This is a genomic window from Micromonospora sp. U21, assembly GCF_018070045.1.
Taxonomy (GTDB): Bacteria; Actinomycetota; Actinomycetes; order Mycobacteriales; family Micromonosporaceae; genus Micromonospora.
Window position 1 is genome coordinate 285,156 of record NZ_JAGPYK010000006.1, and the last position, 20,336, is coordinate 305,491.

Below are 20,336 nucleotides of genomic sequence, written 5' to 3' on the forward strand. Positions count from 1 at the left end.
GGCGTCCGACCGGTTACCGTGCTGCCCGTGACCGCAGACGATCACCCGCCCAGCCCGCCCGGCCCGCTCGCCGGTGGCCCCGTCGCCGTGCTCGCCAACCCGACCGCCGGTCGGGGACGGCACCGTGCGCTGCTGCCCCGGCTGCTGGACGGCCTGGCCGCCGCGGGTCGGCCGGTCCAGCTGCTGTCGGCGACGAGTCCCGCCGAGGCGGAGGCGGCGTGCCGCGCCGCGGTCGCCGACGGCGCCGGCGCGCTGGTCGCGATGGGCGGGGACGGCACCGTGCACCGGGCGATGCAGGCCGCCGCCGGCACCGCCGTGCCGTTCGGGGCTGTGCCGGCGGGCACCGGCAACGACTTCGCCGTCGACACCGGCTTCCCGGCCGATCCGCTGGCGGCGGTGGCGGTGATCGCCGACGCGCTGGGGGCCGGCCGGACCCACCTGGTCGACCTGGCCCGGATGACCGGCGCCGACGGCGGGGAGCGCTGGTACGGGGCGGTCCTCGCGGCCGGGTTCGACGCGATCGTCAACGAGCGGGCCAACCGGATGCGCTGGCCGCGCGGCCCTCGCCGGTACGACCTGGCGATCCTCGTCGAGCTGGCCCGGTTGCGGCCCCGGCGGTACACGCTGCGGCTGGACGGGGTGCCGCACGAGCTGGACGCGGTGCTGGTGGCGGTGGGCAACTGCCCGAGCTACGGCGGTGGGATGCGGATCTGCCCGGACGCCGACCCGACCGACGGGCTGCTGGACGTGGTGGTGGGTGGCCGGATCGACCGGCGCACCCTGATCCGCATCAAGCCCCGCATCTACCAGGGCACCCACGTCGGCCACCCCCTCGTGCGCAGCTACCGGGCGCGGACGGTGGAGCTGAGCGCCGAGGGCATCACCACGTACGCCGACGGTGAGCGGTCGCTGGACCTGCCGGTGACGGTCAGCGTGGTTCCGGGCGCGCTGCGGCTGCTGCGCTGACCCGCACCGCCCCGATGCTGGCGGCGATGACCAGCACGATGGCGGCACACTCCAGCAACGTCAGCGCCTGTCGCAGCACCAGCCAACCGGCCAGCGTGGCGATGGCCGGGCCGAGGCTCATCAGCACCGCGAAGGTGGCGGTGGGCATCCGGCGCAGCGCCAGCAGCTCCAGGGTGTACGGCAGCCCGGAGGCGAGCACCGCGAGGGCCGTGCCGAGCGCCAGCACGGCCGGGTCGAGCAGCACCGCACCGCCGTCGATGATGCCGAGGGGCAGGGTGAGCAGCGCGGCGAGGGTGAGCGCCAGGGCCAGCCCGTCCGCGCCCGGGAACCGGCCGCCGACCCGGGCGCTGAGCACGATGTACGCGGCCCACATGGCGCCCGCGCCGAACGCGAAGGCCACCCCCGCCGGGTTCAGTCGGTCGAAGCCGCCCTGTCCGAGCAGCGCCACCCCGGCCAGCGCCAGCCCCGCCCAGCACCAACTGGCCCGCCGCCGGGCGGTGAACACCGACAGCGCCAGCGGGCCGAGCACCTCCAGGGTCACCGCCGGGCCCAGCGGGATCCGCTCGATGGCCTGGTAGAACAGCGAGTTCATGCCGGCCAGCGCCAGCCCGAACGCGCCCGCCGCGGCCCAGGCCCCCCGGTCGTACCCGCGCAGTCGGGGCCGGCACACCATGAGCAGCAGCAGGGCCGAGATGGTCAGTCGCAGGGTCACCGCGCCGGCCACCCCGGTACGCGGGAAGAGCAACGCGGCCACGGCGGAGCCGAACTGCACCGACACGGCCCCACCGAGCACCAGCCCCACGGCGGCGACGCCACCCTGCCGGGCTGTTGGCGTGTCGGCCGGCGGTGGCGTGGGCAGCAGGATCTCGGTCACGGGCACGACGGTAGGCGCTCGGCTCCGGCTACCTTGCGTCGGTGTCCACCTGCAGAAAGGCGCGCCTTCCCAGTCGGCTCGTGGCGAGGGTCGGGTTCGCTGCCGTTCGCCTGGCTCGCGGATATGGGGAACCCGAGAGTCTCGATGGGCGGCTACCCCGCTCGGAACAGGAACCGTCTGAAGCCCCGACCGCTCTGCTCGTGCGCCGGGGGACCGCAAGCCGACACGGCCGTAAGTGTTCGCCAACGTGGTGCTACCGGCGTACGGTCCCTGGTATGACGAGCGCGATGCGGAAACTGTCGATCTCCGTGCCACCCGACGTGGCTGAGCGCCTGGAGCGCGAGTCCAACGCTAGCGCCTACATCACCCAGGCCGTCCGTGACCGGATGCGGCTGGACGCCCTGGACGCGGAGCTGGCCCACCAGGGCATCCCGATCACCGAGCAGGGCGTGGCCGAGGCGCGCGCCCGCCGGGCTGCCGTGGAGGCCGACTGGTCGCCGGAGCGCCGCCGCGCCCTTCGCGAGCGGGCCCGCCAGCACGCGCTGGGCGCCGCCGCCGGCACGCTCGAACAACCGGCGGCGTGAGCCCCGAGGACGACCGCCCGGTCCGGCTCGTGCTGGACCGGTCGGCACTGCTGGCGTACCTGGCGGGATCGGTGCATGTCGGGGAGCCGCTGCACGAGGTCATCCAGGACCGCAACAGGTTTGGCGTCACCGCCGTGACCGCGGCGGAGGCGCTGGCGATCGTCAGCGACCCGAAGGAACGGGCGACCCTGCACCGGCTGCTGAACCTGGACGCCTGCGAGGTGCTCTCGACCGAGGGGCGCTCCTGGCACGAACTCAGCTTCTGGCGCACGGTGACGGGCCGTGCCGATCTGGCCACCACAGCGCTGGCCGTCCTCGAGCACGACGCCTCGATCCTCACCGGGGAGGACCGGTACGGCGACGGTGAGCTACCGGTGATTCACATTCCCGACTGACGGCACACAAACCGCCGGTCAGGCCGGCAGGGCGAGGTCGAGCACCGCGCCCAGCCCGTTCTCCCGGCCCGGCTCGGCTGCCGGGAGCACCAGCACCGAGCAGCCGGCGGCCACCGCGCCCGCGTCCGCCGGGGTGTCACCGACCATCAGGGTCTGCTCCGGGTCGACGCCCAGCATGCCGCAGGCACGCCAGAAGATCGCCGGGTCGGGTTTGCAGCGCCCCACCTCGTAGGAGAGCACGAACGCGTCGACCAGCCCGGTCAGGCCCCAGGCGTCGAAGTGCGGTCGCAGGTCGAAGCCGATGTTGCTGACCACCGCCACCCGCACGCCGGCCTCGCGCAGTGCGGTCAGGGTGGGGGCGGTGTCCGGGTACGGCAGCCAGCCCTCGGCGATCAGGAGCCGCTCGTAGAGGGCCTCGGCGAAGCCCTCGATGCCCGCGTCGACGGTCTCGGCCAGACCGGTATACGCACCTCGGTGGGCGTGCGGGTAGAGGTCCCGGTCGGCCCACAGCTCGGCCAGCCGGGGCGGCACCCGGGCCGGCAGTGGCCCGCCGGCCCGCCCGGCGGTCAGCAACCGGTCGGCCAGTGAGGTGGCCCGGACCCGATCCAGGGTGGCCCCGCATGCCGTCGCGGCCTTCAGCACCCACTGCCGCGGCTCCTCCACCTGGGCCAGGGTGCCGTGGAAGTCGAAGAGCACCGCCTTCACGGGCCGTCGGGACGCCCGGGGGACGGCGGCGTCCTCGGCGCTTCCCGGCGGACGAGTCTGGGGCGGTTCGGCATGGTCCGGCACGCCGTGCACCCTACCGACCGCCGCCGACGGCCCCTCCGCACGGCCTTGTCGGGTGTCGTGTCCCGGCACGCACTAATCTTGGTGACATGTCGAGTCCCGCCGAGCGGTACGTCGCGGCGCGCCGCCGGGCCGCGCAGGCCTCAGAGTTCCCGGCGCTGGACGAGTTCGCCCTTGACCTGGGGTTCGATCTCGACGACTTCCAGCGGGAGGCGTGCCAGTCCCTGGAGCGGGGCAGCGGGGTGCTGGTCTGCGCCCCGACCGGCGCCGGCAAGACCGTGGTCGGCGAGTTCGCCGTACACCTGGCGCTGCGGGGGCGGCCCGGCGACCCGGCGGCGGCCGACGAGCCGGGGGCACCGCCGACCCGGCGCAAGTGCTTCTACACCACGCCGATCAAGGCGCTGTCCAACCAGAAGTACCACGACCTGGTCGCCCGGTACGGCGCCGAGCAGGTCGGCCTGCTCACCGGCGACAACGCCATCAACGGCGACGCGCCGGTGGTCGTGATGACCACCGAGGTGCTGCGCAACATGCTCTACGCGGGCTCCAGCACCCTGCGGGGGCTGGCCTACGTGGTGATGGACGAGGTGCACTACCTCGCCGACCGGTTCCGCGGCGGGGTGTGGGAAGAGGTGATCATCCACCTGCCCGCCTCGGTCACCCTGGTGTCGTTGTCGGCGACCGTCTCCAACGCCGAGGAGTTCGCCGACTGGCTGGTCACCGTGCGCGGCGAGACCGCGGTGGTGGTCAGCGAGCACCGGCCGGTGCCGCTGTGGCAGCACATGCTGGTCGGCAAGCGGATGTTCGACCTGTTCCACGACGCCGACGCGGCCCGCAAGCACGACGTGCACCCGGAGCTGCTGCGCTACACCCGCGACACCATGCGCCGCCTGGAGCTGGGCGAGGGCCGCAGCGCCGGGCCCGGCTCCGGCCGGCGCGGCCCGCGCTGGCGCGGCCCGATGCGCCCGGACATCGTCGACCGGCTGGACCGGGAGGGTCTGCTCCCGGCGATCCTGTTCATCTTCAGCCGGGCCGGCTGCGCCGCCGCGGTGCAGCAGTGCCTCGCCGCCGGGCTGCGGCTCACCTCGCCCGAGGAGCGGGCCGAGATCCGCCGGGTGGTCGAGTCCCGGGTCACCGCCATCCCCGGCGAGGACCTGACGGTGCTGGGCTACTGGGAGTGGCTCGACGGGTTGGAGCGCGGCCTGGCCGCCCACCACGCCGGCATGCTCCCGGTGTTCAAGGAGATCGTCGAGGAGCTGTTCGTCCGCGGCCTGGTCAAGGCGGTCTTCGCCACCGAGACCCTCGCGCTGGGCATCAACATGCCGGCCCGCTGCGTGGTCCTGGAACGGCTGGTCAAATACAACGGCGAAGCCCACGTCGACCTGACCCCGGGGGAGTACACGCAGCTCACCGGACGGGCCGGCCGGCGCGGCATCGACGTGGAGGGGCACGCCGTGGCGGTGTGGTCCCCGGAGACCGACCCGCGGCACGTGGCCGGGCTCGCCTCCACCCGGACCTACCCGCTGCGCTCCAGCTTCCGGCCCTCGTACAACATGGCGGTGAACCTCGTCGGCACGGTCGGCGCGGAGCCGGCCCGGGCCCTGCTGGAGTCCTCGTTCGCCCAGTTCCAGGCGGACCGGTCGGTGGTCGGCCTGGCCCGGCAGGTGCAGCGCAACACCGAGACCATCGAGGCGTACGGCGCGGAGGCCGCCTGCCACCACGGCGACTTCGACGAGTACTTCGCCCTGCGGGTGGCGATCGCCGACCGGGAGAAGGCCATCGCCCGGCAGGGGCAGACCCAGCGCAAGGCCGCCGCGGTGGCCTCGCTGGAGCGGCTGCGGATCGGCGATGTGATCCGGGTGCCGGCGGGCCGGCGGGCCGGGCTGGCCGTGGTGCTGGACCCGGCGACCGGCGGCTTCGGCGAGCCCCGGCCGCTGGTGCTCACCCAGGACCGTTGGGCCGGGCGGGTCAGCCCGGGCGACTTCACCACCCCGGCCGAGGTGCTGGCCCGGATCCGGGTGCCCAAGCACTTCAACCACCGCTCGCCGGCCGCCCGGCGCGACCTCGCCGCCGAGGTCAGCGGCACCGGCCTGGACCGGCACGGCGGCCGGCGGGGTGGCCGTTCCCGGCAGGTGGCCGGCGAGGACCACCGGCTCACCCAGCTCCGCACCGAGCTGCGTCACCACCCCTGCCACGCCTGCCCGGAGCGGGAGGAGCACGCCCGCTGGGCCGAGCGGCGCCGGCGGTTGGAGCGCGACACCGAGGAGTTGCGCGAGCGGGTCTCCGGCCGTACCGGGTCCCTCGCGCGGACATTCGACCGGATCGTGGCGCTGCTGACCGACCGCGGCTACCTCACCGGCGAAGGCGCGGTCACCGACGCCGGTCGGATGCTCGGCCGGATCTGGACGGAAGCGGACCTGCTGGTCGCCGAGTGCCTGCGCCGGGGGGTGTGGGACGGGCTGTCGCCGGCCGAGCTGGCCGCCGCCGTGTCCGTGGTGGTCTTCGAGGCGCGCCGCGACGTCGACGAGCGGGCGTCGCTGCCGCGCGGGCCGGTGGCCGACGCGGTAGACGAGACGCTCAAGCTGTGGGGCGAGATCGAGGCCGACGAGGCGGCGCGCGGGTTGACCGCGACCCGGGAGCCGGACCTCGGCTTCGCCTGGCCGGTCTACCGGTGGGCCCGTGGTGACGCGCTGGCCAAGGTGCTCGGCAGTGGTCACGAGATCGACGGTGAGATGCCGGCCGGCGACTTCGTCCGCTGGGCGCGCCAGGTGGTCGACCTGCTGGGCCAGCTGGCCGACTCCGGCGGCGCGTCACCGGACCTGCGCTCCACCGCCCGGCAGGCGATCGCGGCCATCAACCGAGGTGTGCTGGCGTACCACACCTCCGCCTGATCATCACTTTCGGTCACCGTTGTCGGCGAACCGACGCATCGGACCGTCACCGCGACAGCACCCCCCGGATAGACCGGGGGGTGCTGTCGCGCCTGTTCGGAGCACCCCTGATCATTGCCCGGGCGCTTCGTTTACGCGCCGGTAACGAATGGGGAGATGGCCGCCGTGGCGGAGATTAATCACTTTGAGTACGGGTGGATCACGCCTGCGCTGAGCTACGCGCTGTCCGTGCTCGGTTCGGTCCTCGGGCTGATCTGCGCCGGGCGTATCCGCACCGCCGGCACCGCCGGCCAGCGCGCGTGGTGGGGGTTGCTGGCTGCCTGGGCCCTGGGCGGCACCGCCATCTGGGCGATGCACTTCATGGCCATGCTCGGTTTCGCCGTCGCCGGCACCCGGATCCGGTACGACGTGCCGCTCACCGCGGCCAGCACGGCGATCGCCGTCGTGGCGGTCGGCATCGGCCTGGCTATCGTGGGCACCGGCCGGCTGAACCCGGTACGGCTGATCGCCGGCGGGATCTTCACCGGTGCCGGTGTGGCCACCATGCACTACACCGGGATGGCGGCGATGCGCCTGAACGGCAGCCTCGGCTACGACACGACCCGGGTCGCGCTCTCGGTGGTGATCGCGATCGTGGCGGCCACCGTCGCGCTGTGGCTCGCGATGACCGTCCGGCGGCCACTGGCGATCTTCGCCTCCGCGCTGGTGATGGGCGTCGCCGTGAACGGCATGCACTTCACCGGCATGAGCGCCCTCTCGGTGCACCGGCACGAGGGACAGGGTGACGTCATCGGCACCGGAATGAGCACGCTCCTGGTGCCGATCGTGCTGGCGGTGATCTTCGGGGTGGTCGGCCTGCTCTACGCCCTGCTCGCCGCGCCGACCGACGACGACCGGGCCGCCGCCGCGTACCTCGACGGTCGCCGAGCCCCGGAGCCGGCCGCCGCGACACCGGTCGTCGCCCCGGATCCGGTCGGGCTGCGCGCCCGCTCCACGCTCGGCCAGCCCGGCACCCCGTTTCCGTCCCGACGGGAGATGCCGCCCCGCTGACGAAGGCCGGGCTGCCCGGTCCGTCGAGGCCGCACCCTGATCAACGGCCCAGCACGGCAGAAGCGAGGCGTGGGTTCTCTCGCCTCCATCGGGGACCCGGACATGGTCTCGCCAGCGTGCTACCTGGGGATGCTCGAGAGCGTGGGGCCACCAGGACGCCGAGATTCGGTGTGGTGCCCTGGTGGCCCGCCGCGGTGGCTCAGCCGGCGCGGGTCAGACCTGGGTCTGGTTCGGACACCACACGCCCGATCCGTAGTCGTTCAGCAGGTCGTCGCGGATCCAGCCTCCGACTCTCGTCTGCACGTTGACGACGTAGGTCCATGTGTCGACACCGTTGATGTCCAGCGCGTAGCAGTGGTAGTCGAGCGACTGGCTGGAGTACGAGACACCGGATTCCGCGCAGCGGGTGCTGGACCCGACGCGCATGTTGGCGGCCCCGGTGGTGTGGTGGCCGCCGGTGGTGTCGAGGTCCGGCGGAGCGCTCCGTCCGCAGCTCCAGTGCGCCGAGGCCTGTGTCGGAGCGGCGACCGCGCCAGCGACCGCGCCAGCGGCGACAACTGCGATCGCTGTTGCGACGGTGAAAGGTCGGAAAGCCCTTCTGGTCACGCTTCCTCCTTTTGGGACGAACAGTGAGGCTTGGGCGCCCGATCCCCATTCGATCTTACATTCATGTTCTTAACTGTCTTGAAAGCGACACTGTGACGCGGGCAACACCGTCCGATTACTATCCGTCACGTTCAGGGCTGCCCGGCCGACGGCCGGGCCTGATCCGTTTCTTGGGTCGGCCAAGAACGGCCGGGTGCGATCGGGGCGCCGGGCGTCGTTGATGGCGATCCCGATTGCGCGATCGCTATACCTAGAACTACTATGCATTGCAGATCTAGGTATAGGCGGTCCCATGCATATCACCAAAGACCTCGTAGCGGCCTCGGCGACACCACTCGTGCTGGGGATCCTCGCCGAGGGCGAGAGTTACGGGTACGCGATCCTCAAGCAGGTCAACGACCTCTCGGGCGGGCAACTGGAGTGGACCGACGGCCTGCTCTACCCGCTGCTGCACCGCCTGGAGCGGCTCGGCCACGTCGAGTCGGCCTGGGAGACCCCGGCGGGGGGACGACGCCGGAAGTACTACCGCATCACCGACCAGGGCCGGGCCGAGCTCGCCGAGCAGCGCCGCCAGTGGGCCGCGGTCGTCGACGCCCTGCGGGGCGTCTGGAGCACGACACAGTCCATCAAGCCGATCACGGCACCGGCATGGGGGGCGGGACTATGACGGTCGACAACGATCTGGAGGGCCAGATCGCCGAGTGGCGGGCCTACATCCACCGCCGCCGGGAGCTGCACCACACCGACGCCGAGGAGCTTGAGGACCACCTTCGCAGCCGGATTACCGAGCTGACCGAGGCCGGCCTGCGAGCCGACGAATCGTTCCTCATCGCTGTCAAGCGCATGGGCAGCCTCGATGAACTGTCGCGGGAGTTCGCTCGGGAGCACTCCGAGCGCTTATGGAAACAGCTCGTGCTGCCCGGAGAGCCGGACGCACCCACCGCCGCCCGTTCCCGTCGCGAGCTGCCCGTCATGGTGCTCTGCGCGGCCGTCGCGGCGCTCGCCATCAAGGTGCCGTCCTGGTTCGGGGTCGACCTGTCAGGGGACGACGACGCCGGCTTCTACGCGCGAAACGCCAGCCTATTCGCGCTGCCGGCCCTCGCGGCGTACTTCGCCTGGCAACGCCGCGTCGGTCTTCGCGTCATCGGCGCGCTCGCGTTGCTGTTCGTGCTCGGCGCGGTCGCCGCGAACGCGTACCCGCTGGCCGACGACTCGCAGACCATGGTCCTCACCGCGATCCACCTGCCGATAGCGCTGTGGCTGGTCGTCGGCGTCGCCTACGTGGGCGGCGACTGGCGTTCAGACCGGCGGCGGATGGACTTCATCCGGTTCACCGGGGAGTGGCTGATCTACTTCGTCCTCATCGGACTCGGTGGGGGCGTGCTCACGGGCATCACGGTGAACGCCTTCGCGGCCATCGGCCTGGACGCAGAGGGATTCATCCAGTCGTGGCTGCTGCCGTGCGGCGCCATGGCCGCGGTCATCGTGTCGGCCTGGCTGGTGGAGGCCAAGCAGAGCGTCATCGAGAACATGGCGCCGGTGCTGACCCGGGTCTTCACGCCACTCTTCACGGCCACCCTGCTGGCCTTCCTGGTCGCCGTCGTCTGGACGACCAACGGCATCGACGTCGAGCGTGACGCGCTCATCCTCTTCGACCTGCTGCTCGTCATCGTGCTGGGCATGCTGTTGTACGCCATCTCCGCCCGCGACCTCACGGCCCGACCCGGCCTCTTCGACCGCTTGCAGCTCGCGCTGATCGTCAGCGCTCTGATCATTGACGTCCTGGTGCTGGCGGCGATCACGGGCCGGATCACCGAATGGGGCTTCAGCCCCAACAAGACCGCGGCGTTGGGCGAGAACCTCGTCCTGCTCGCCAACCTGGCGTGGTCGGCATGGCTGTACCTCGGCTTCGTGCGGGGCCGCATGCCCTTCGCCCGCCTGGAACGGTGGCAGACCCGTTACGTGCTCGTGTACGCCGGGTGGGCCTGGGCGGTCGTCCTCGCCTTCCCGCCCCTGTTCAACTTCGCCTGAGCCGCAGGTGCGGCTGTGACCTTCGGTCATCGGCGGCTACGCCGCTGACCGGTGAGCCGCAGTGTGTTGCAGACGTCGAAGACACCGGGCACGTCGTAGGCGAGTTCCGCGGCGACCTGCCGCGTTTCCGTGTCGCTCACCACGCCGCTGAGGATGACGACGCGGTTCTGCACCGCGACACTGATCTGCTGGCGCCGCGTCGTCCAGTCGACGCTCAGTCGCTGCGCGACCAGCGCCTCGATCCGCACGTCCTCGCGGTCCGGCTCAAACTGGTTCGAGGCGTCGGCGAACCAGTTCTCGTCGGGTAGTGGCCACGGCATGTACACGGGAAGCTCCTTGGTCGTGGGCAGGCCGGGTCGAAGTCTGGCCGTGCTGCCGGACGGCCTTCTGGTGCCGGCGCTGTCTCGTTTCGGATTCACGGGGAGTCGGACCGTTCGGACCTGGCGGTGGCGACGACCAGCACCACGGCGATGCCGGCGAGACCGACCTCGATGATCACGGCCAGGAGGTTGAGCGCGTGGGTGTCGACGCCCGCGAGACGGGCGACGATGGTGCCGGCCAGCGCCGCGACGACCCCGACGGCCACGGTCAGCCAGATCGGGGCCTCCCGACGTCCTGGGATGATGAGCCTGCCGAGCAGGCCGATGGTGACGCCGACGAGGAGCGCGGTGACGAGGCCGGTGATGCTCATGGGCTCTCCTCAGGTGTCGGTTGTCGCTGCCGGTGACGAGGGTCGGCGTCGATCAGGATCGGGCGGCCGTCGCCGCAGTGGAGGCCGTGGGGGCGGACGCCCGGCCCCGAGACAGCTGGGCGAGGGCCTCGTCGCGGCTCTCGTACACAGGAAAGGCCCGGTCCAGTCGCATGGTGTGCAGGACGGTGCGGACGAACCGCGACGGCGCGGCCAGGCACAGCGTGGCGCCGCGGTCGCGGGCGTCGCGGTGGGCGCGGACGAGCAGGCCGAGGTCGATGGAGTCGATGACGTGTACTCGGGTCAGATCGACCACGACGTGTCCTCCCATGTCGGCCGCATGGCGCAGGGCGGCGCGCAGGGTGTCACCGGTGTCGAGATCGACGTCACCGGTGGCGGCGGCGACGGTCATGTCGTCAAGAGGGTCGATGCCGAGGATGCCGCCGGGACCGTGGTTGTCGTACGACGCGTGACCGCCGCCGGTGACCGGCAGCAGGCTGCAGTGCGGGCAGCGGTGCGGGCCGGTGGCGAACGGGGAACCACTCCAGCCGTGTTCGGACACCAGGGTCCAGACGACCTCGGCGTCCGGGAGCACACACGCGGTGGCCCTGATGGAGTCGCCGCAGGTGTCGCAGATCAGTGTCATCAGGTGATCGTCCGGGACGACGGTCATTCCGCTGGTCCTTCCTGGGCCCGTGTCCCGCCGGTTCGGCGGGGCACGGCGTTCGGGGTGGGATGGTCCGGCTCCCGCGCCCTCCGTTTCAGGTGCTGGTGCGGCGGTCCTGCCCGATGGCGGCCAGGACGACGGCCTGGCGGGCTCGTCACTGAGAGGTGGCTACGGGTGCTCGGCCGTAGGCGACCAGAGCCGGCTGCGCCGACGCGGGTTCCTGTCCCGGTGTCGGGGCGCCTGACGCGGACGGCGGGGGATCGGTGACGATCGGCAGGACCTGGTCCAGACGGGCGGTGTGCAGGATGCGCCGGATGCGGGGGTTCGGGTTGCGGATGGTGAGGACCCCGCCGGCACGGGCCAGCCGCCGGTGCACGTCGAGCAGCAGGCCGATGGCAGCGGCATCGATGTGCCGGCACCTGGACAGGTCGACCACGACCTGCGTGGGATGCAGGGCCAGCAACCGGTCGAACACGGCTCCGGCCGCCGGCAGGCAGGCCCGGTCGAGTTCGGTGACGCATACCTCGACCAGCGGCAACGTGCACGGCGTAGGTGCTGGTGGTCCTGTCACCGGCGTACCCCTTCCCTTGCCGGACCCGGTCGCTTACGACCGTGCCGTGCCCGCTTGGCGGTCACCACGCAGATCTATGACAGTTGCGTGACAAATCCGCCAGCCGGCCGACACGGTTGGGCGCGTGGCCGGTGACCTGGGGATGATGCCGGGTATGACGGCCGTACTGGTGATCGAGGACGACGACCGCATCCGCCTCGCGCTGCTGCTCGCACTCGAGGACGAGGGGTACGACGCTGTGGGCGCGGCCACGGCCGAGGAGGGCCTGCGCGTCCAGCGCCGCAATCCGGCGGACTACGTGTTGGTCGACCTGATGCTGCCGGGCCTGGACGGCTTCGAGTGCATCCGGCACCTGCGCCGTGACGACGACGTGCCGGTCGTGGTGGTCAGCGCCCGCGATGACACCCACGACATCGTCGCCGCCCTCGAAGCGGGCGCCGACGACTACGTCGTCAAGCCGGTGGCGATCAAGGAACTGACCGCTCGGCTGCGCGCCCTGCGCCGCCGCGCCCGTGCCGGCGTCGCCGGATCGGCGCCGGAGCCGGTGCCCGTGCTCGCATTCGGCGAGCTGGAGATCAGCCCCGACGGGGGAGAGGTACGCCGGGCCGGCCAGCCCGTACCGGTCACGCGCACCGAGTTCCGGCTTCTGTGCGAGCTCGCCGAACACGCCGGCCGGGTGCTGTCCCGCCAGCAGTTGCTGCAACGGGTCTGGGGGTACGACAGCGGTGACGAGAGGCTGGTCGACGTGCATGTCGGCCGGCTGCGGCAGAAGATCGAGTCGGATCCGGCGACTCCCCGGCACCTGGTCACGCTGCGGGGCCTGGGCTACAAGCTGCAGCGATGAGACGTCTCGGACTGCGCACCCGGGTCACCGCCGCGTTCGCCGTCGGTGCGCTCCTGCTCGCCGCGTCGATGGCCCTGGTCTCGTACGAGCTGACCCGTCGCTCCCTGATCGACGAGCGGGAACGCACCGCCCTGCGCGCCGCCTACTTCGACGCTGCCGTCGTCCGTGCCGGGCTGGACACCGACACCCCCGACGTGGTTGAGGTGCTTCGGTCGCTGGACACGGGCGGCAGCCGGCGGCCCGTGCTGCACCTGGACGGCGAGTGGTACGCCCGCACCGCCGACCCCGGCACCACCACCGCCATACCCATCGCCCTGCGACAGGCCGTCGCGTCCGGGGAGCCGGCGGTGCAGCGCGTACGCGTCGACGGCCAACCCGCCCTGGTGGTCGGGGTGCCCCTGTCCGCGACGGCGACGTACTTCGAGGTCAACTCTCTGCGCGAGCTGGAGCAGACGTTCCAGGTCCTGGCACTCGCGTTGACCACCGTCGCGATCATGGTCGCCGGATCGGGCGCGGCCCTCGGCTGGTACGCGACCCGGCACGGGCTGCGTCCGTTGACGGCCGTCGCCGACGCCGCCGAGAAGATCGCCGCCGGCGACTTCACCGCCCGCCTCGACCCGGCAACCGACCCCGACCTGACGCGTCTGTCCTCCTCGTTCAACCAGATGGTCGACCAGCTCGCCCATCGCATCGAGCGGGACCGCCGCTTCGCTGCCGACGTCAGCCACGAACTGCGCTCACCTCTGCAGACCCTCGCCGCGGCGGCCAGCGTTCTGGCGCGTCGCCGGGAGCACCAGGACGAACGAACCGCCACCGCCGCCGGGCTCGTCGCCGACGAGATCGACCGGTTCCAACGGCTCGTCAACGACCTGATCGACCTGGCTCGTAGCGATCAGCCCGCCCACCGGGGCGCCGTGGACGTGGTGGCGCTGGCCCGGGACGCCTGCCATGCCCTCGACCTGCCAGTCTCGCTCGTCCACCTCGAGGCGGACGCACCCGCGACGTGGCGGGTCGAGCGGCGGCGTATCGCGCAGATCCTCGCCAACCTGCTCGAGAACGCCGTGACCTACGGGGGCGGCCCCGCGAGCGTCCGGTTGAGCCGCGACGGTGACGCCGGCGTCATCGAGGTGGAGGACGACGGCCCGGGTGTGTCCATCGAGGACCGGGAGGCGATCTTTGACCGCTTCGTCCGTGGGCGAGCCGCCCACACCCGCGGCGCCGGCGACGGCACCGGTCTCGGACTCGCGCTGGTCGCCCAGCACGCCGCGGCGCACCGCGGGCACGCCACCGTCACCGACCGCCCCGGCGGAGGCGCCCGCTTCCGCGTCACCCTGCCGGAGAGCCTGCCGTGAACCGCCGCCACCTCGCCCCACTGGCACTCGCCGCGCTGCTGACCGGCTGCGGCGTCCCCACCGACGACAGCCCTCGAACGGTGCAGCCGCCGTGGGGGCCGTTCCACAGCGCTGCTCCCGCCGACACCACGGCGCCGGCCGGCCGTGCGGACGAGACACTCTGCCTCGTCCGCGACAACCGGATCGTCCCGGTGGTCCGGCACGTCGACCGCCCACCCACGGTCGAGGACCAACTGCGGCACCTACTGGCCGGACCAGGTACGGCCGAACGCGACAGCGACTTGACCAGCGCGCTGCCGGGAGCGGTCAACGCCGCTGGTGCGACAGTGACGGGCACGCAGGCTCACGTCGCGGTCGACGAACCCGGCGACGACGCCGGCCGCAGCGACGAGGTCCTCGCCTTCGGGCAGATCGTCTGCACTCTCACGAGTCGCGACGACGTCACCACCGTGGTGTTCCTGCGCGACGGCAGGCCACTCGCCGTGCCCCGCGCCGACGGCTCGCTGTCCGAACAACCGCTCACCCGCGCCGACTACGTCCCGCTCATCACCCCAGGTTGACCAGGTTGAGCCGGACCCGCGCGGTGGCCGCTGTGGTGGTCGAGCTTGTCGCGGAGTGTTCCGGCGAAGGCCTCGGCCATGGCGAGCTGGTCGCGCAGTGCGGTGACGCGGGCGGTGGCGGCGGTCTCGAACATGGCGAGGCGGTCGATCAGGGCGGCGCGGTCGGTGCCGGTGGCGGTGTCGAGGGCATCGAGGACGGTAAGCAGGTCGCGCATCTCGTCGAGGGTGAACCCTAGGGGCTTCATCCGCTTGACCACGGCGAGTCGGCTGAGGTCGGGTTCGGTGTAGAGGCGGAAGCCGCCCTCGCTGCGCGCGGCGGGGACGATGAGGCCGGCTTCCTCGTAGTGGCGGATGGTCCGGATGCTCAACCCGATCCGCTCGGCTGCTTCCCCGATCTGCATCAGGCGGCCGGTAGCCGGGGCGGAGCTGCGCTCCGGCCCGTTCTCCCGGCTGATGACGGCCATCAGTGGCCGACGCCGAGCTGGCCGGCGAGGGTGTCGTGGATGCGGGCGCTGGGCTTGTTCAACTCGACGATCTCGACGGTCTTGCCGCGGGTGGCGTACCTGGTGGTGATGGCGTCGAGGGCGGCGACGGAAGAGGCGTCCCAGACGTGGGCCCGGCTCATGTCGATGACCACGTGCCCGGGGTCGTTCGCGTAGTCGAACTGGCCTACCAGGTCGTTGCTGGAGGCGAAGAACAGCTCACCGTGCACGGAGTAGATCCGGGTGGTGCCGTCCGGATCGAGGACGCTGGTGACCTCGACCAGGTGGGCGACCCGGCGAGCAAAGATGACCATGGCGGTGAGCACACCTACCACGACGCCGACGGCGAGGTTGTGGGTGGCCAGCGTGGTGGCCACGGTGACCACCATGACGATCGTCTCGCCGTACGGCATCCGCTTCAGCGTCTTCGGCGTGACCGAGTGCCAGTCGAACGTCGACACCGCCACGATGATCATCACGGCGACCAGGGCGACCATCGGAATGACGGCGACCACGTCGCCGAGCGCCACGACCAGGACCAGCAGGAACACGCCGGCCAGGAACGTGGACAGCCGGGTGCGGGCACCGGACGCCTTCACGTTGATCATCGTCTGGCCGATCATGGCGCAGCCACCCATCCCACCGAAGAATCCGGTGACCATGTTGGCGACGCCCTGACCCCAGGACTCACGCGTCTTGTTGGAGTGGGTGTCGGTGATGTCGTCGACCAGCTTGGCGGTCATCAGCGACTCCATCAGCCCGACCAACGCGATCCCCACGGCGTAGGGGGCGATCAGGGTGAGGGTGTGGAGGGTCCACGGAATCTGCGGCAGGCCGAGGGTGGGCAGGCTGTCCGGCAGGGCACCCTCGTCACCGACCGTCGGTACGGCAAACCCGGCGAACACGGTGACCACCGTCAGCACCACGATCGCGACCAGCGGCGCCGGTACGGCCCTGGTGAGCCGCGGCAGGCCGACCATGATCGCCAAGGCCACCGCGACGAGCGGATAGACCAGCCACGGCACGCCGAGCAGGTGCGGCACCTGGGCCGCGAAGATCAGAATCGCCAGCGCGTTGACGAAACCGACCATGACGCTGCGGGGAATGAAGCGCATCAGCTTCGCCACGCCGAGCACCGCGAGCACGACCTGGATCGCGCCGCCGAGGATCACCGCCGCGATCAGGTAATCCAGGCCGTGTGCCTTGACCAGGGGTGCGACCACGAGCGCGATGGCGCCGGTAGCGGCCGAGATCATCGCCGGCCGGCCGCCACAGAACGCGATGGTGACCGCCATGGTGAACGAGGCGAACAGCCCCACCCGGGGGTCGACCCCGGCCAGGATCGAGAAGGAGATCGCCTCCGGGATCAGCGCCAGGGCGACGACCAGGCCGGCGAGGACCTCGGTACGGAACACCTTCGGCGACAGCCAGGACGGGCGGGACAGGCGCGCACGGGACACTGCGGACAGCATGGAAGACATACAGCCATTTCCACTCGGGGGCGCGCCCGACGGGCGCGCACAGCCGGTGTCCACGGTCGGACACGGGCAGCTACGTACGGATCAGCGACGGCCGGCTCGCGTCCGGCCCCTGGGCCTGGCCCAGGACGCAACACGGTCGCCGAAGGGGTTGCCCCACCCTCGACGACCGGTGCTGACCCTACTCTCCCGTGACGGGAGAGTTCGCCGGACGTGGTGATCATCACCGCCGCCCACCTCGGCGGCCGGGGACCCGCCCGTCAGATCGAGGACGACCGGGAGACCAGGTGGGTGTCCTCGTACAGGTGCAGGCGCACGATCTTCGCATCCTCGACGGTCAGATGCATGATCATCGGGGTGGTGAAGCGCTTGCCGCTGCGGGCGAACGTGTGTGTGGCGGTGGCGACGATGACCGCGTCACCGCCCTCCACCACGATGCGGTCCACCGCGTACTCACTCTGGCCAGGAAGGAACGCCGAGCCCATCGTCGTGAAGAACGCCGGTACCTCGGAGGCGCGGGTACGCGGCCCGGTCCACGGCAGATCAGGGTTGCCCGGCACGTACCAGTCGATGGTTTCGGCGAAGACCTCCGCGATGCGATCCGGGTCCCCGCCGAGGAACTTGAGAAAGGCCTCGGCCGTCCGGCGGGTCCCGCCCGGTTCGGTGGTCTCTTTGATCATGTCTGACATGGGGACACCTTCCACGTGACCCGAGTTATTAACTGACCGGTCCACCATATGCGCGTGATGGACCGTTCGGTCAAGAACTGCTATGCTGGTCACATGGCGCGACCGCGGCAGTTCGACGAGGAGCAGGTGCTACGCGCCGTCCGGGACCAGTTCTGGGACGCCGGCTACGCGGCGACCTCGCTCGAGGACCTCATGCGCGTCAGCGGGCTGGGCAAGGGCAGCCTCTACGGCGCCTTCGGCGACAAGCGCCAGCTCTTCCTCCGGGCGCTGCGCAGCTACAACGAGACCAGCTGCGGCTATCTACAGGAGATGTTCTCCTCCACGCCCCGCGTTCTGGACGCCCTCCGGGCGTTCCTGGCCGCACCGGTGAGCGACCCGGGCGGAGCCGCCGCCCGGCGCGGCTGCCTCATGGCGAACAGCACCTACGAACTCGCCACCACCGACCCCGACGTCCTGACCGAGGCGAGACGCACCTACGAAACGACCACCGGCCTGGTCGCCGAGTGCGTCGCGCGGGCCCAGGACGAAGGGGACATGCCGCGCGACGCCGACCCGATCGAGACGGCGCGCGCACTGCTCGTCGCGCAGCAGGGGCTCGTGTTCATGGGCCGCACCGGCCTGGACATCGACAAGCTCACGGTGACGGCGCGCACCCTGACCGCCCAGCTCCTGCCGGGCGCCTGAGATTCCGGCGCGCCGGCCGCGACCTACCGGTCAGGCGTTGTAGCCGCCGTGGGCGTCCAGCACCGCGCCCGTGACATATGACGCGGCGGGGTCCGCCAGGAAGGCGATCACCACGGCGATCTCGTCGGGGTGGCCCATGCGCTGGGGGAGGCGTTCCTGCCCGCAAGAAAGGCGGTGTCGGAGCGCTCGTGACCCCGGTGTCAGCGGCGACGCGGCGTGATCAGTCCCGACTCGTACGCCCACACGACCAGCTGGGCGCGGTCGCGGCAGTGCAGCTTCGTCATCGCCCGGTTGACGTGGGTCTTGGCGGTCAGCGGACTGATCACCATGCGCGAGGCGATCTCGTCGTTGCTGAGCCCTCGGGCGACGAGCTCGACGATCTCCTGTTCGCGGGCGGTCAGCACGTCGCGTCCGGCCGCCGGCTCGGCCGCCGGCTCGGCCGGTGGTGGGCCGGCCACGAACTCGCTGATGAGCGTACGGGTGACCGCCGGGGCGAGCAGCGCGTCGCCGCGTGCCACGACGGCGACGGCCTGCAGCAGGTCGGCGGGGTCGGCGTCCTTGAGAAGGAACCCGCTGGCGCCCGCACGGAGCGCGGCGAAGACGTAGGAGTCGAGCCCGTAGTTGGTGAGGATGAGGACGCGGACCGCGGTGAGGTCGGGATCGGCGGCGATGCGCCGGGTGGCTCCGATGCCGTCGAGTCCCGGCATCTGCACGTCCATCAGCACGACGTCCGGCCGCAGGCTTCGCGACAGATGGACGGCCGATGTGCCGTCGGCGGCCTCGCCGACGACCTCCAGATCGTCCTCGGCGTCGAGCAACGCCCGGAATCCGGCGCGCATCAGCGCCTGGTCGTCGGCGAGCAGGACCCGCGTCATGTTGAACCGTCCAATGGGAACGTGGCCCGTACCGCGAAACCGCCGTCGTCGCGGGCGGCGGCCCGCAGGGTGCCGCCCAGTCCGGTCACCCGTTCCCGCATGCCTTGCAGGCCCACGCCCGGTGTCATCGGCCGGACCGGCGACGCCGAGCCGTCATCGGCCACCGAGACGGTCAGCTGCGCCGGGGCGTACTCGACGTGGATCTGCGCGGTGGCCGGACCGGCGTGGCGGGCCACGTTGGTCAGTGCCTCCTGGACGACGCGATACCCGGCCTGGTCGACCTCGGCGGGCAGGGCCCGGGGCCGACCGGTGACGGTCACCCGCACCGGTACGCCGGCCGCCCGGGTCCGCTCGGCGAGCTCGTCCACCCGGCCCAGCCCGACGGGATCACCGTCGGTGGGCGAGCGCAGGACGTCGAGCGTCGTGCGCAGTTCCCGCATCGCGGCGCCGCTGGCCTCCTGGATCGCCAGCAGCGTGGCCGACGGCTCCTCGCCGTGCTTGCGGGCCAGGTGCACGGCGATCCCGGCCTGCACCTTGATCACCGAGATGCTGTGGGTCAGCGAGTCGTGCAGGTCACGGGCGATGCGCAGGCGCTCCTCCCCGGCGCGACGCAACGCCATCTCCTCCCGGGTGCGTTCGGCCTCGATCGCCCGCTGCTCGACCTGCTCCAGGTACGCCCGGCGCTGCCGCGCTACCAGCCCGGCGACGTTGGCCGCCACGAACCAGCCCAGCAGCAGGGACGTCCGCTCGACGATCAGCTGGCCCGGCCGGTCGGCGGGCGCGACCGAGGCGTCGCGGGCCAGGAAGCCCCCGAGGAAGACGAGGCTGGCCAGGGCGGCGGCCGCACGGTGCCCCCGCCAGGCGGAGACGTAGACCGCGCCGAGGACGGGGAACGCGGCGGACACCCCGGGGTGCACCCGCACGTGGAGGGCCAGCATGGCGCCGCTCACCGCGACCAACGCCACCACCGGATAGCGTCGGCACGCCGCCAGGGCCACCGCCATGACCAGGATCAGGCCGACGTCGACCGCCCGCACCGGTGCGGCGTCCGGCGCGAGCGCGGAGTTGGCGAGCAGGAGGACGCCGAGGGCGAGGCCGCCGAGGGCGTACGGCAGGTCACGGCGCATGATCGAACTGTAGAACGGTCGTTCGCGGGGAACATCCCCCGTTCGCGGTAGATAGGGCGTACCGCGGACGCGGTATCGGCGGGTGGCCAAGTGTCTGCGGCGGCACGACGCTTTCCGGGCCCGCCGCGGCAAGCAT

The 20,336-nt window shown here is 71.8% G+C and carries 24 protein-coding genes; 11 read left to right on the forward strand and 13 right to left on the reverse strand.

Going from position 1 to position 20,336, the window contains the following annotated elements; all coding sequences use genetic code 11:
• Positions 1 to 18 precede the first annotated feature (18 nt).
• Positions 19 to 966: a diacylglycerol kinase family protein gene (locus KBX63_RS11020; protein WP_374102209.1), complete on the forward strand. Its 948-nt coding sequence runs from the start codon at positions 19 to 21 to the stop codon at positions 964 to 966.
• On the opposite strand, the gene KBX63_RS11025 is transcribed toward KBX63_RS11020, so the two are convergent.
• A complete protein-coding gene (locus tag KBX63_RS11025) occupies positions 929 to 1,846 on the reverse strand; it encodes a DMT family transporter (protein WP_374102210.1) in 918 nt (305 codons plus the stop codon). The two genes, KBX63_RS11020 and KBX63_RS11025, sit on opposite strands and share 38 nt — an antisense overlap.
• 269 nt (positions 1,847 to 2,115) lie before the next feature.
• On the opposite strand from KBX63_RS11025, the gene KBX63_RS11030 reads away from it, so the two are divergent.
• Together KBX63_RS11030 and KBX63_RS11035 are read left to right on the forward strand one after the other, a co-directional pair.
• Complete coding sequence (locus KBX63_RS11030; RefSeq protein WP_210910892.1) at positions 2,116 to 2,424, forward strand: hypothetical protein; 309 nt, start codon at positions 2,116 to 2,118, stop codon at positions 2,422 to 2,424.
• Positions 2,421 to 2,819, forward strand: coding sequence for a hypothetical protein (locus KBX63_RS11035; RefSeq protein WP_210910893.1), 399 nt, complete (start codon positions 2,421 to 2,423; stop codon positions 2,817 to 2,819). Before KBX63_RS11030 ends, KBX63_RS11035 begins: the two co-directional genes overlap by 4 nt.
• An 18-nt stretch (positions 2,820 to 2,837) precedes the next feature.
• Here the strand turns inward: KBX63_RS11035 and KBX63_RS11040 are convergent, their stop codons facing one another.
• Positions 2,838 to 3,608, reverse strand: a complete 771-nt coding sequence (locus KBX63_RS11040) for an HAD family hydrolase (protein ID WP_210910894.1) — start codon at positions 3,606 to 3,608, stop codon at positions 2,838 to 2,840.
• Between the two features lie 86 nt (positions 3,609 to 3,694).
• Between KBX63_RS11040 and KBX63_RS11045 the strand changes: the two genes are divergently transcribed.
• Both KBX63_RS11045 and KBX63_RS11050 read left to right on the forward strand, forming a co-directional pair.
• Positions 3,695 to 6,496 carry an RNA helicase gene (locus tag KBX63_RS11045; RefSeq protein WP_210910895.1) on the forward strand — a complete coding sequence of 934 codons (2,802 nt, stop codon included), beginning with the start codon at positions 3,695 to 3,697 and terminating at the stop codon, positions 6,494 to 6,496.
• Between the two features lie 165 nt (positions 6,497 to 6,661).
• Positions 6,662 to 7,546 (forward strand): MHYT domain-containing protein, encoded by an 885-nt coding sequence (locus KBX63_RS11050; RefSeq protein ID WP_210910959.1) that lies wholly within the window; start codon positions 6,662 to 6,664, stop codon positions 7,544 to 7,546.
• A 213-nt stretch (positions 7,547 to 7,759) separates the two neighbouring features.
• Here the strand turns inward: KBX63_RS11050 and KBX63_RS11055 are convergent, their stop codons facing one another.
• A complete protein-coding gene (locus KBX63_RS11055; protein WP_247662061.1) occupies positions 7,760 to 8,152 on the reverse strand; it encodes a hypothetical protein in 393 nt (130 codons plus the stop codon).
• Positions 8,153 to 8,444: 292 nt separating this feature from the next.
• On the opposite strand from KBX63_RS11055, the gene KBX63_RS11060 reads away from it, so the two are divergent.
• Both KBX63_RS11060 and KBX63_RS11065 read left to right on the forward strand, forming a co-directional pair.
• Entirely contained in the window at positions 8,445 to 8,819 is a 375-nt protein-coding gene (locus KBX63_RS11060) for a PadR family transcriptional regulator (protein WP_210910896.1), read from the forward strand.
• On the forward strand, positions 8,816 to 10,183 hold the full coding sequence (locus KBX63_RS11065; protein WP_210910897.1) for a permease prefix domain 1-containing protein: 1,368 nt from the start codon (positions 8,816 to 8,818) through the stop codon (positions 10,181 to 10,183). Before KBX63_RS11060 ends, KBX63_RS11065 begins: the two co-directional genes overlap by 4 nt.
• A 26-nt stretch (positions 10,184 to 10,209) precedes the next feature.
• Here KBX63_RS11065 and KBX63_RS11070 read toward each other — a convergent pair whose 3' ends face one another.
• From KBX63_RS11070 to KBX63_RS11085, 4 genes are all read right to left on the reverse strand, one after another.
• Positions 10,210 to 10,509: a BON domain-containing protein gene (locus KBX63_RS11070; RefSeq protein WP_307871687.1), complete on the reverse strand. Its 300-nt coding sequence runs from the start codon at positions 10,507 to 10,509 to the stop codon at positions 10,210 to 10,212.
• 89 nt (positions 10,510 to 10,598) lie between these two features.
• A complete protein-coding gene (locus KBX63_RS11075; protein WP_210910898.1) occupies positions 10,599 to 10,874 on the reverse strand; it encodes a GlsB/YeaQ/YmgE family stress response membrane protein in 276 nt (91 codons plus the stop codon).
• Between the two features lie 52 nt (positions 10,875 to 10,926).
• Positions 10,927 to 11,544, reverse strand: coding sequence for an STAS domain-containing protein (locus tag KBX63_RS11080; RefSeq protein WP_210910899.1), 618 nt, complete (start codon positions 11,542 to 11,544; stop codon positions 10,927 to 10,929).
• A gap of 148 nt (positions 11,545 to 11,692) precedes the next feature.
• Entirely contained in the window at positions 11,693 to 12,109 is a 417-nt protein-coding gene (locus KBX63_RS11085; RefSeq protein WP_210910900.1) for an STAS domain-containing protein, read from the reverse strand.
• Between the two features lie 154 nt (positions 12,110 to 12,263).
• Here KBX63_RS11085 and KBX63_RS11090 point away from each other — a divergent pair, with 154 nt between their 5' ends.
• Genes KBX63_RS11090 through KBX63_RS11100 form a run of 3 tightly spaced genes read left to right on the forward strand, consistent with a single transcriptional unit; the run spans position 12,264 to position 14,865 of the window.
• Positions 12,264 to 12,953 carry a response regulator transcription factor gene (locus tag KBX63_RS11090; RefSeq protein ID WP_210910901.1) on the forward strand — a complete coding sequence of 230 codons (690 nt, stop codon included), beginning with the start codon at positions 12,264 to 12,266 and terminating at the stop codon, positions 12,951 to 12,953.
• Positions 12,950 to 14,305 (forward strand): cell wall metabolism sensor histidine kinase WalK, encoded by a 1,356-nt coding sequence (locus KBX63_RS11095; RefSeq protein ID WP_210910902.1) that lies wholly within the window; start codon positions 12,950 to 12,952, stop codon positions 14,303 to 14,305. Before KBX63_RS11090 ends, KBX63_RS11095 begins: the two co-directional genes overlap by 4 nt.
• A complete protein-coding gene (locus KBX63_RS11100; RefSeq protein WP_210910903.1) occupies positions 14,302 to 14,865 on the forward strand; it encodes a GerMN domain-containing protein in 564 nt (187 codons plus the stop codon). The genes KBX63_RS11095 and KBX63_RS11100 overlap by 4 nt, the downstream gene beginning before the upstream one ends.
• Here KBX63_RS11100 and KBX63_RS11105 read toward each other — a convergent pair.
• The 3 genes from KBX63_RS11105 to KBX63_RS11115 all read right to left on the reverse strand — a co-directional run bounded on the left by KBX63_RS11105 (position 14,838) and on the right by KBX63_RS11115 (position 17,514).
• The gene (locus tag KBX63_RS11105) at positions 14,838 to 15,329 is read right to left on the reverse strand and encodes a MerR family transcriptional regulator (RefSeq protein WP_210910904.1); all 492 of its coding nucleotides are present in this window, start codon (positions 15,327 to 15,329) and stop codon (positions 14,838 to 14,840) included. The two genes, KBX63_RS11100 and KBX63_RS11105, sit on opposite strands and share 28 nt — an antisense overlap.
• Positions 15,329 to 16,828 carry a SulP family inorganic anion transporter gene (locus tag KBX63_RS11110; RefSeq protein ID WP_210910905.1) on the reverse strand — a complete coding sequence of 500 codons (1,500 nt, stop codon included), beginning with the start codon at positions 16,826 to 16,828 and terminating at the stop codon, positions 15,329 to 15,331. Before KBX63_RS11110 ends, KBX63_RS11105 begins: the two co-directional genes overlap by 1 nt.
• Positions 16,829 to 17,085: 257 nt before the next feature.
• Positions 17,086 to 17,514, reverse strand: coding sequence for a nuclear transport factor 2 family protein (locus tag KBX63_RS11115; RefSeq protein WP_210910906.1), 429 nt, complete (start codon positions 17,512 to 17,514; stop codon positions 17,086 to 17,088).
• Between the two features lie 93 nt (positions 17,515 to 17,607).
• On the opposite strand from KBX63_RS11115, the gene KBX63_RS11120 reads away from it, so the two are divergent.
• Positions 17,608 to 18,198 (forward strand): TetR/AcrR family transcriptional regulator, encoded by a 591-nt coding sequence (locus tag KBX63_RS11120; RefSeq protein WP_210910907.1) that lies wholly within the window; start codon positions 17,608 to 17,610, stop codon positions 18,196 to 18,198.
• Between the two features lie 30 nt (positions 18,199 to 18,228).
• On the opposite strand, the gene KBX63_RS11125 is transcribed toward KBX63_RS11120, so the two are convergent.
• The 3 genes from KBX63_RS11125 to KBX63_RS11135 all read right to left on the reverse strand — a co-directional run bounded on the left by KBX63_RS11125 (position 18,229) and on the right by KBX63_RS11135 (position 20,200).
• Positions 18,229 to 18,336, reverse strand: coding sequence for an SDR family oxidoreductase (locus KBX63_RS11125; RefSeq protein ID WP_210910908.1), 108 nt, complete (start codon positions 18,334 to 18,336; stop codon positions 18,229 to 18,231).
• A gap of 62 nt (positions 18,337 to 18,398) precedes the next feature.
• Positions 18,399 to 19,073: a response regulator transcription factor gene (locus KBX63_RS11130; RefSeq protein ID WP_210910909.1), complete on the reverse strand. Its 675-nt coding sequence runs from the start codon at positions 19,071 to 19,073 to the stop codon at positions 18,399 to 18,401.
• Positions 19,070 to 20,200: a sensor histidine kinase gene (locus KBX63_RS11135; protein WP_210910910.1), complete on the reverse strand. Its 1,131-nt coding sequence runs from the start codon at positions 20,198 to 20,200 to the stop codon at positions 19,070 to 19,072. The genes KBX63_RS11130 and KBX63_RS11135 overlap by 4 nt, the downstream gene beginning before the upstream one ends.
• Positions 20,201 to 20,336: the final 136 nt, after the last annotated feature.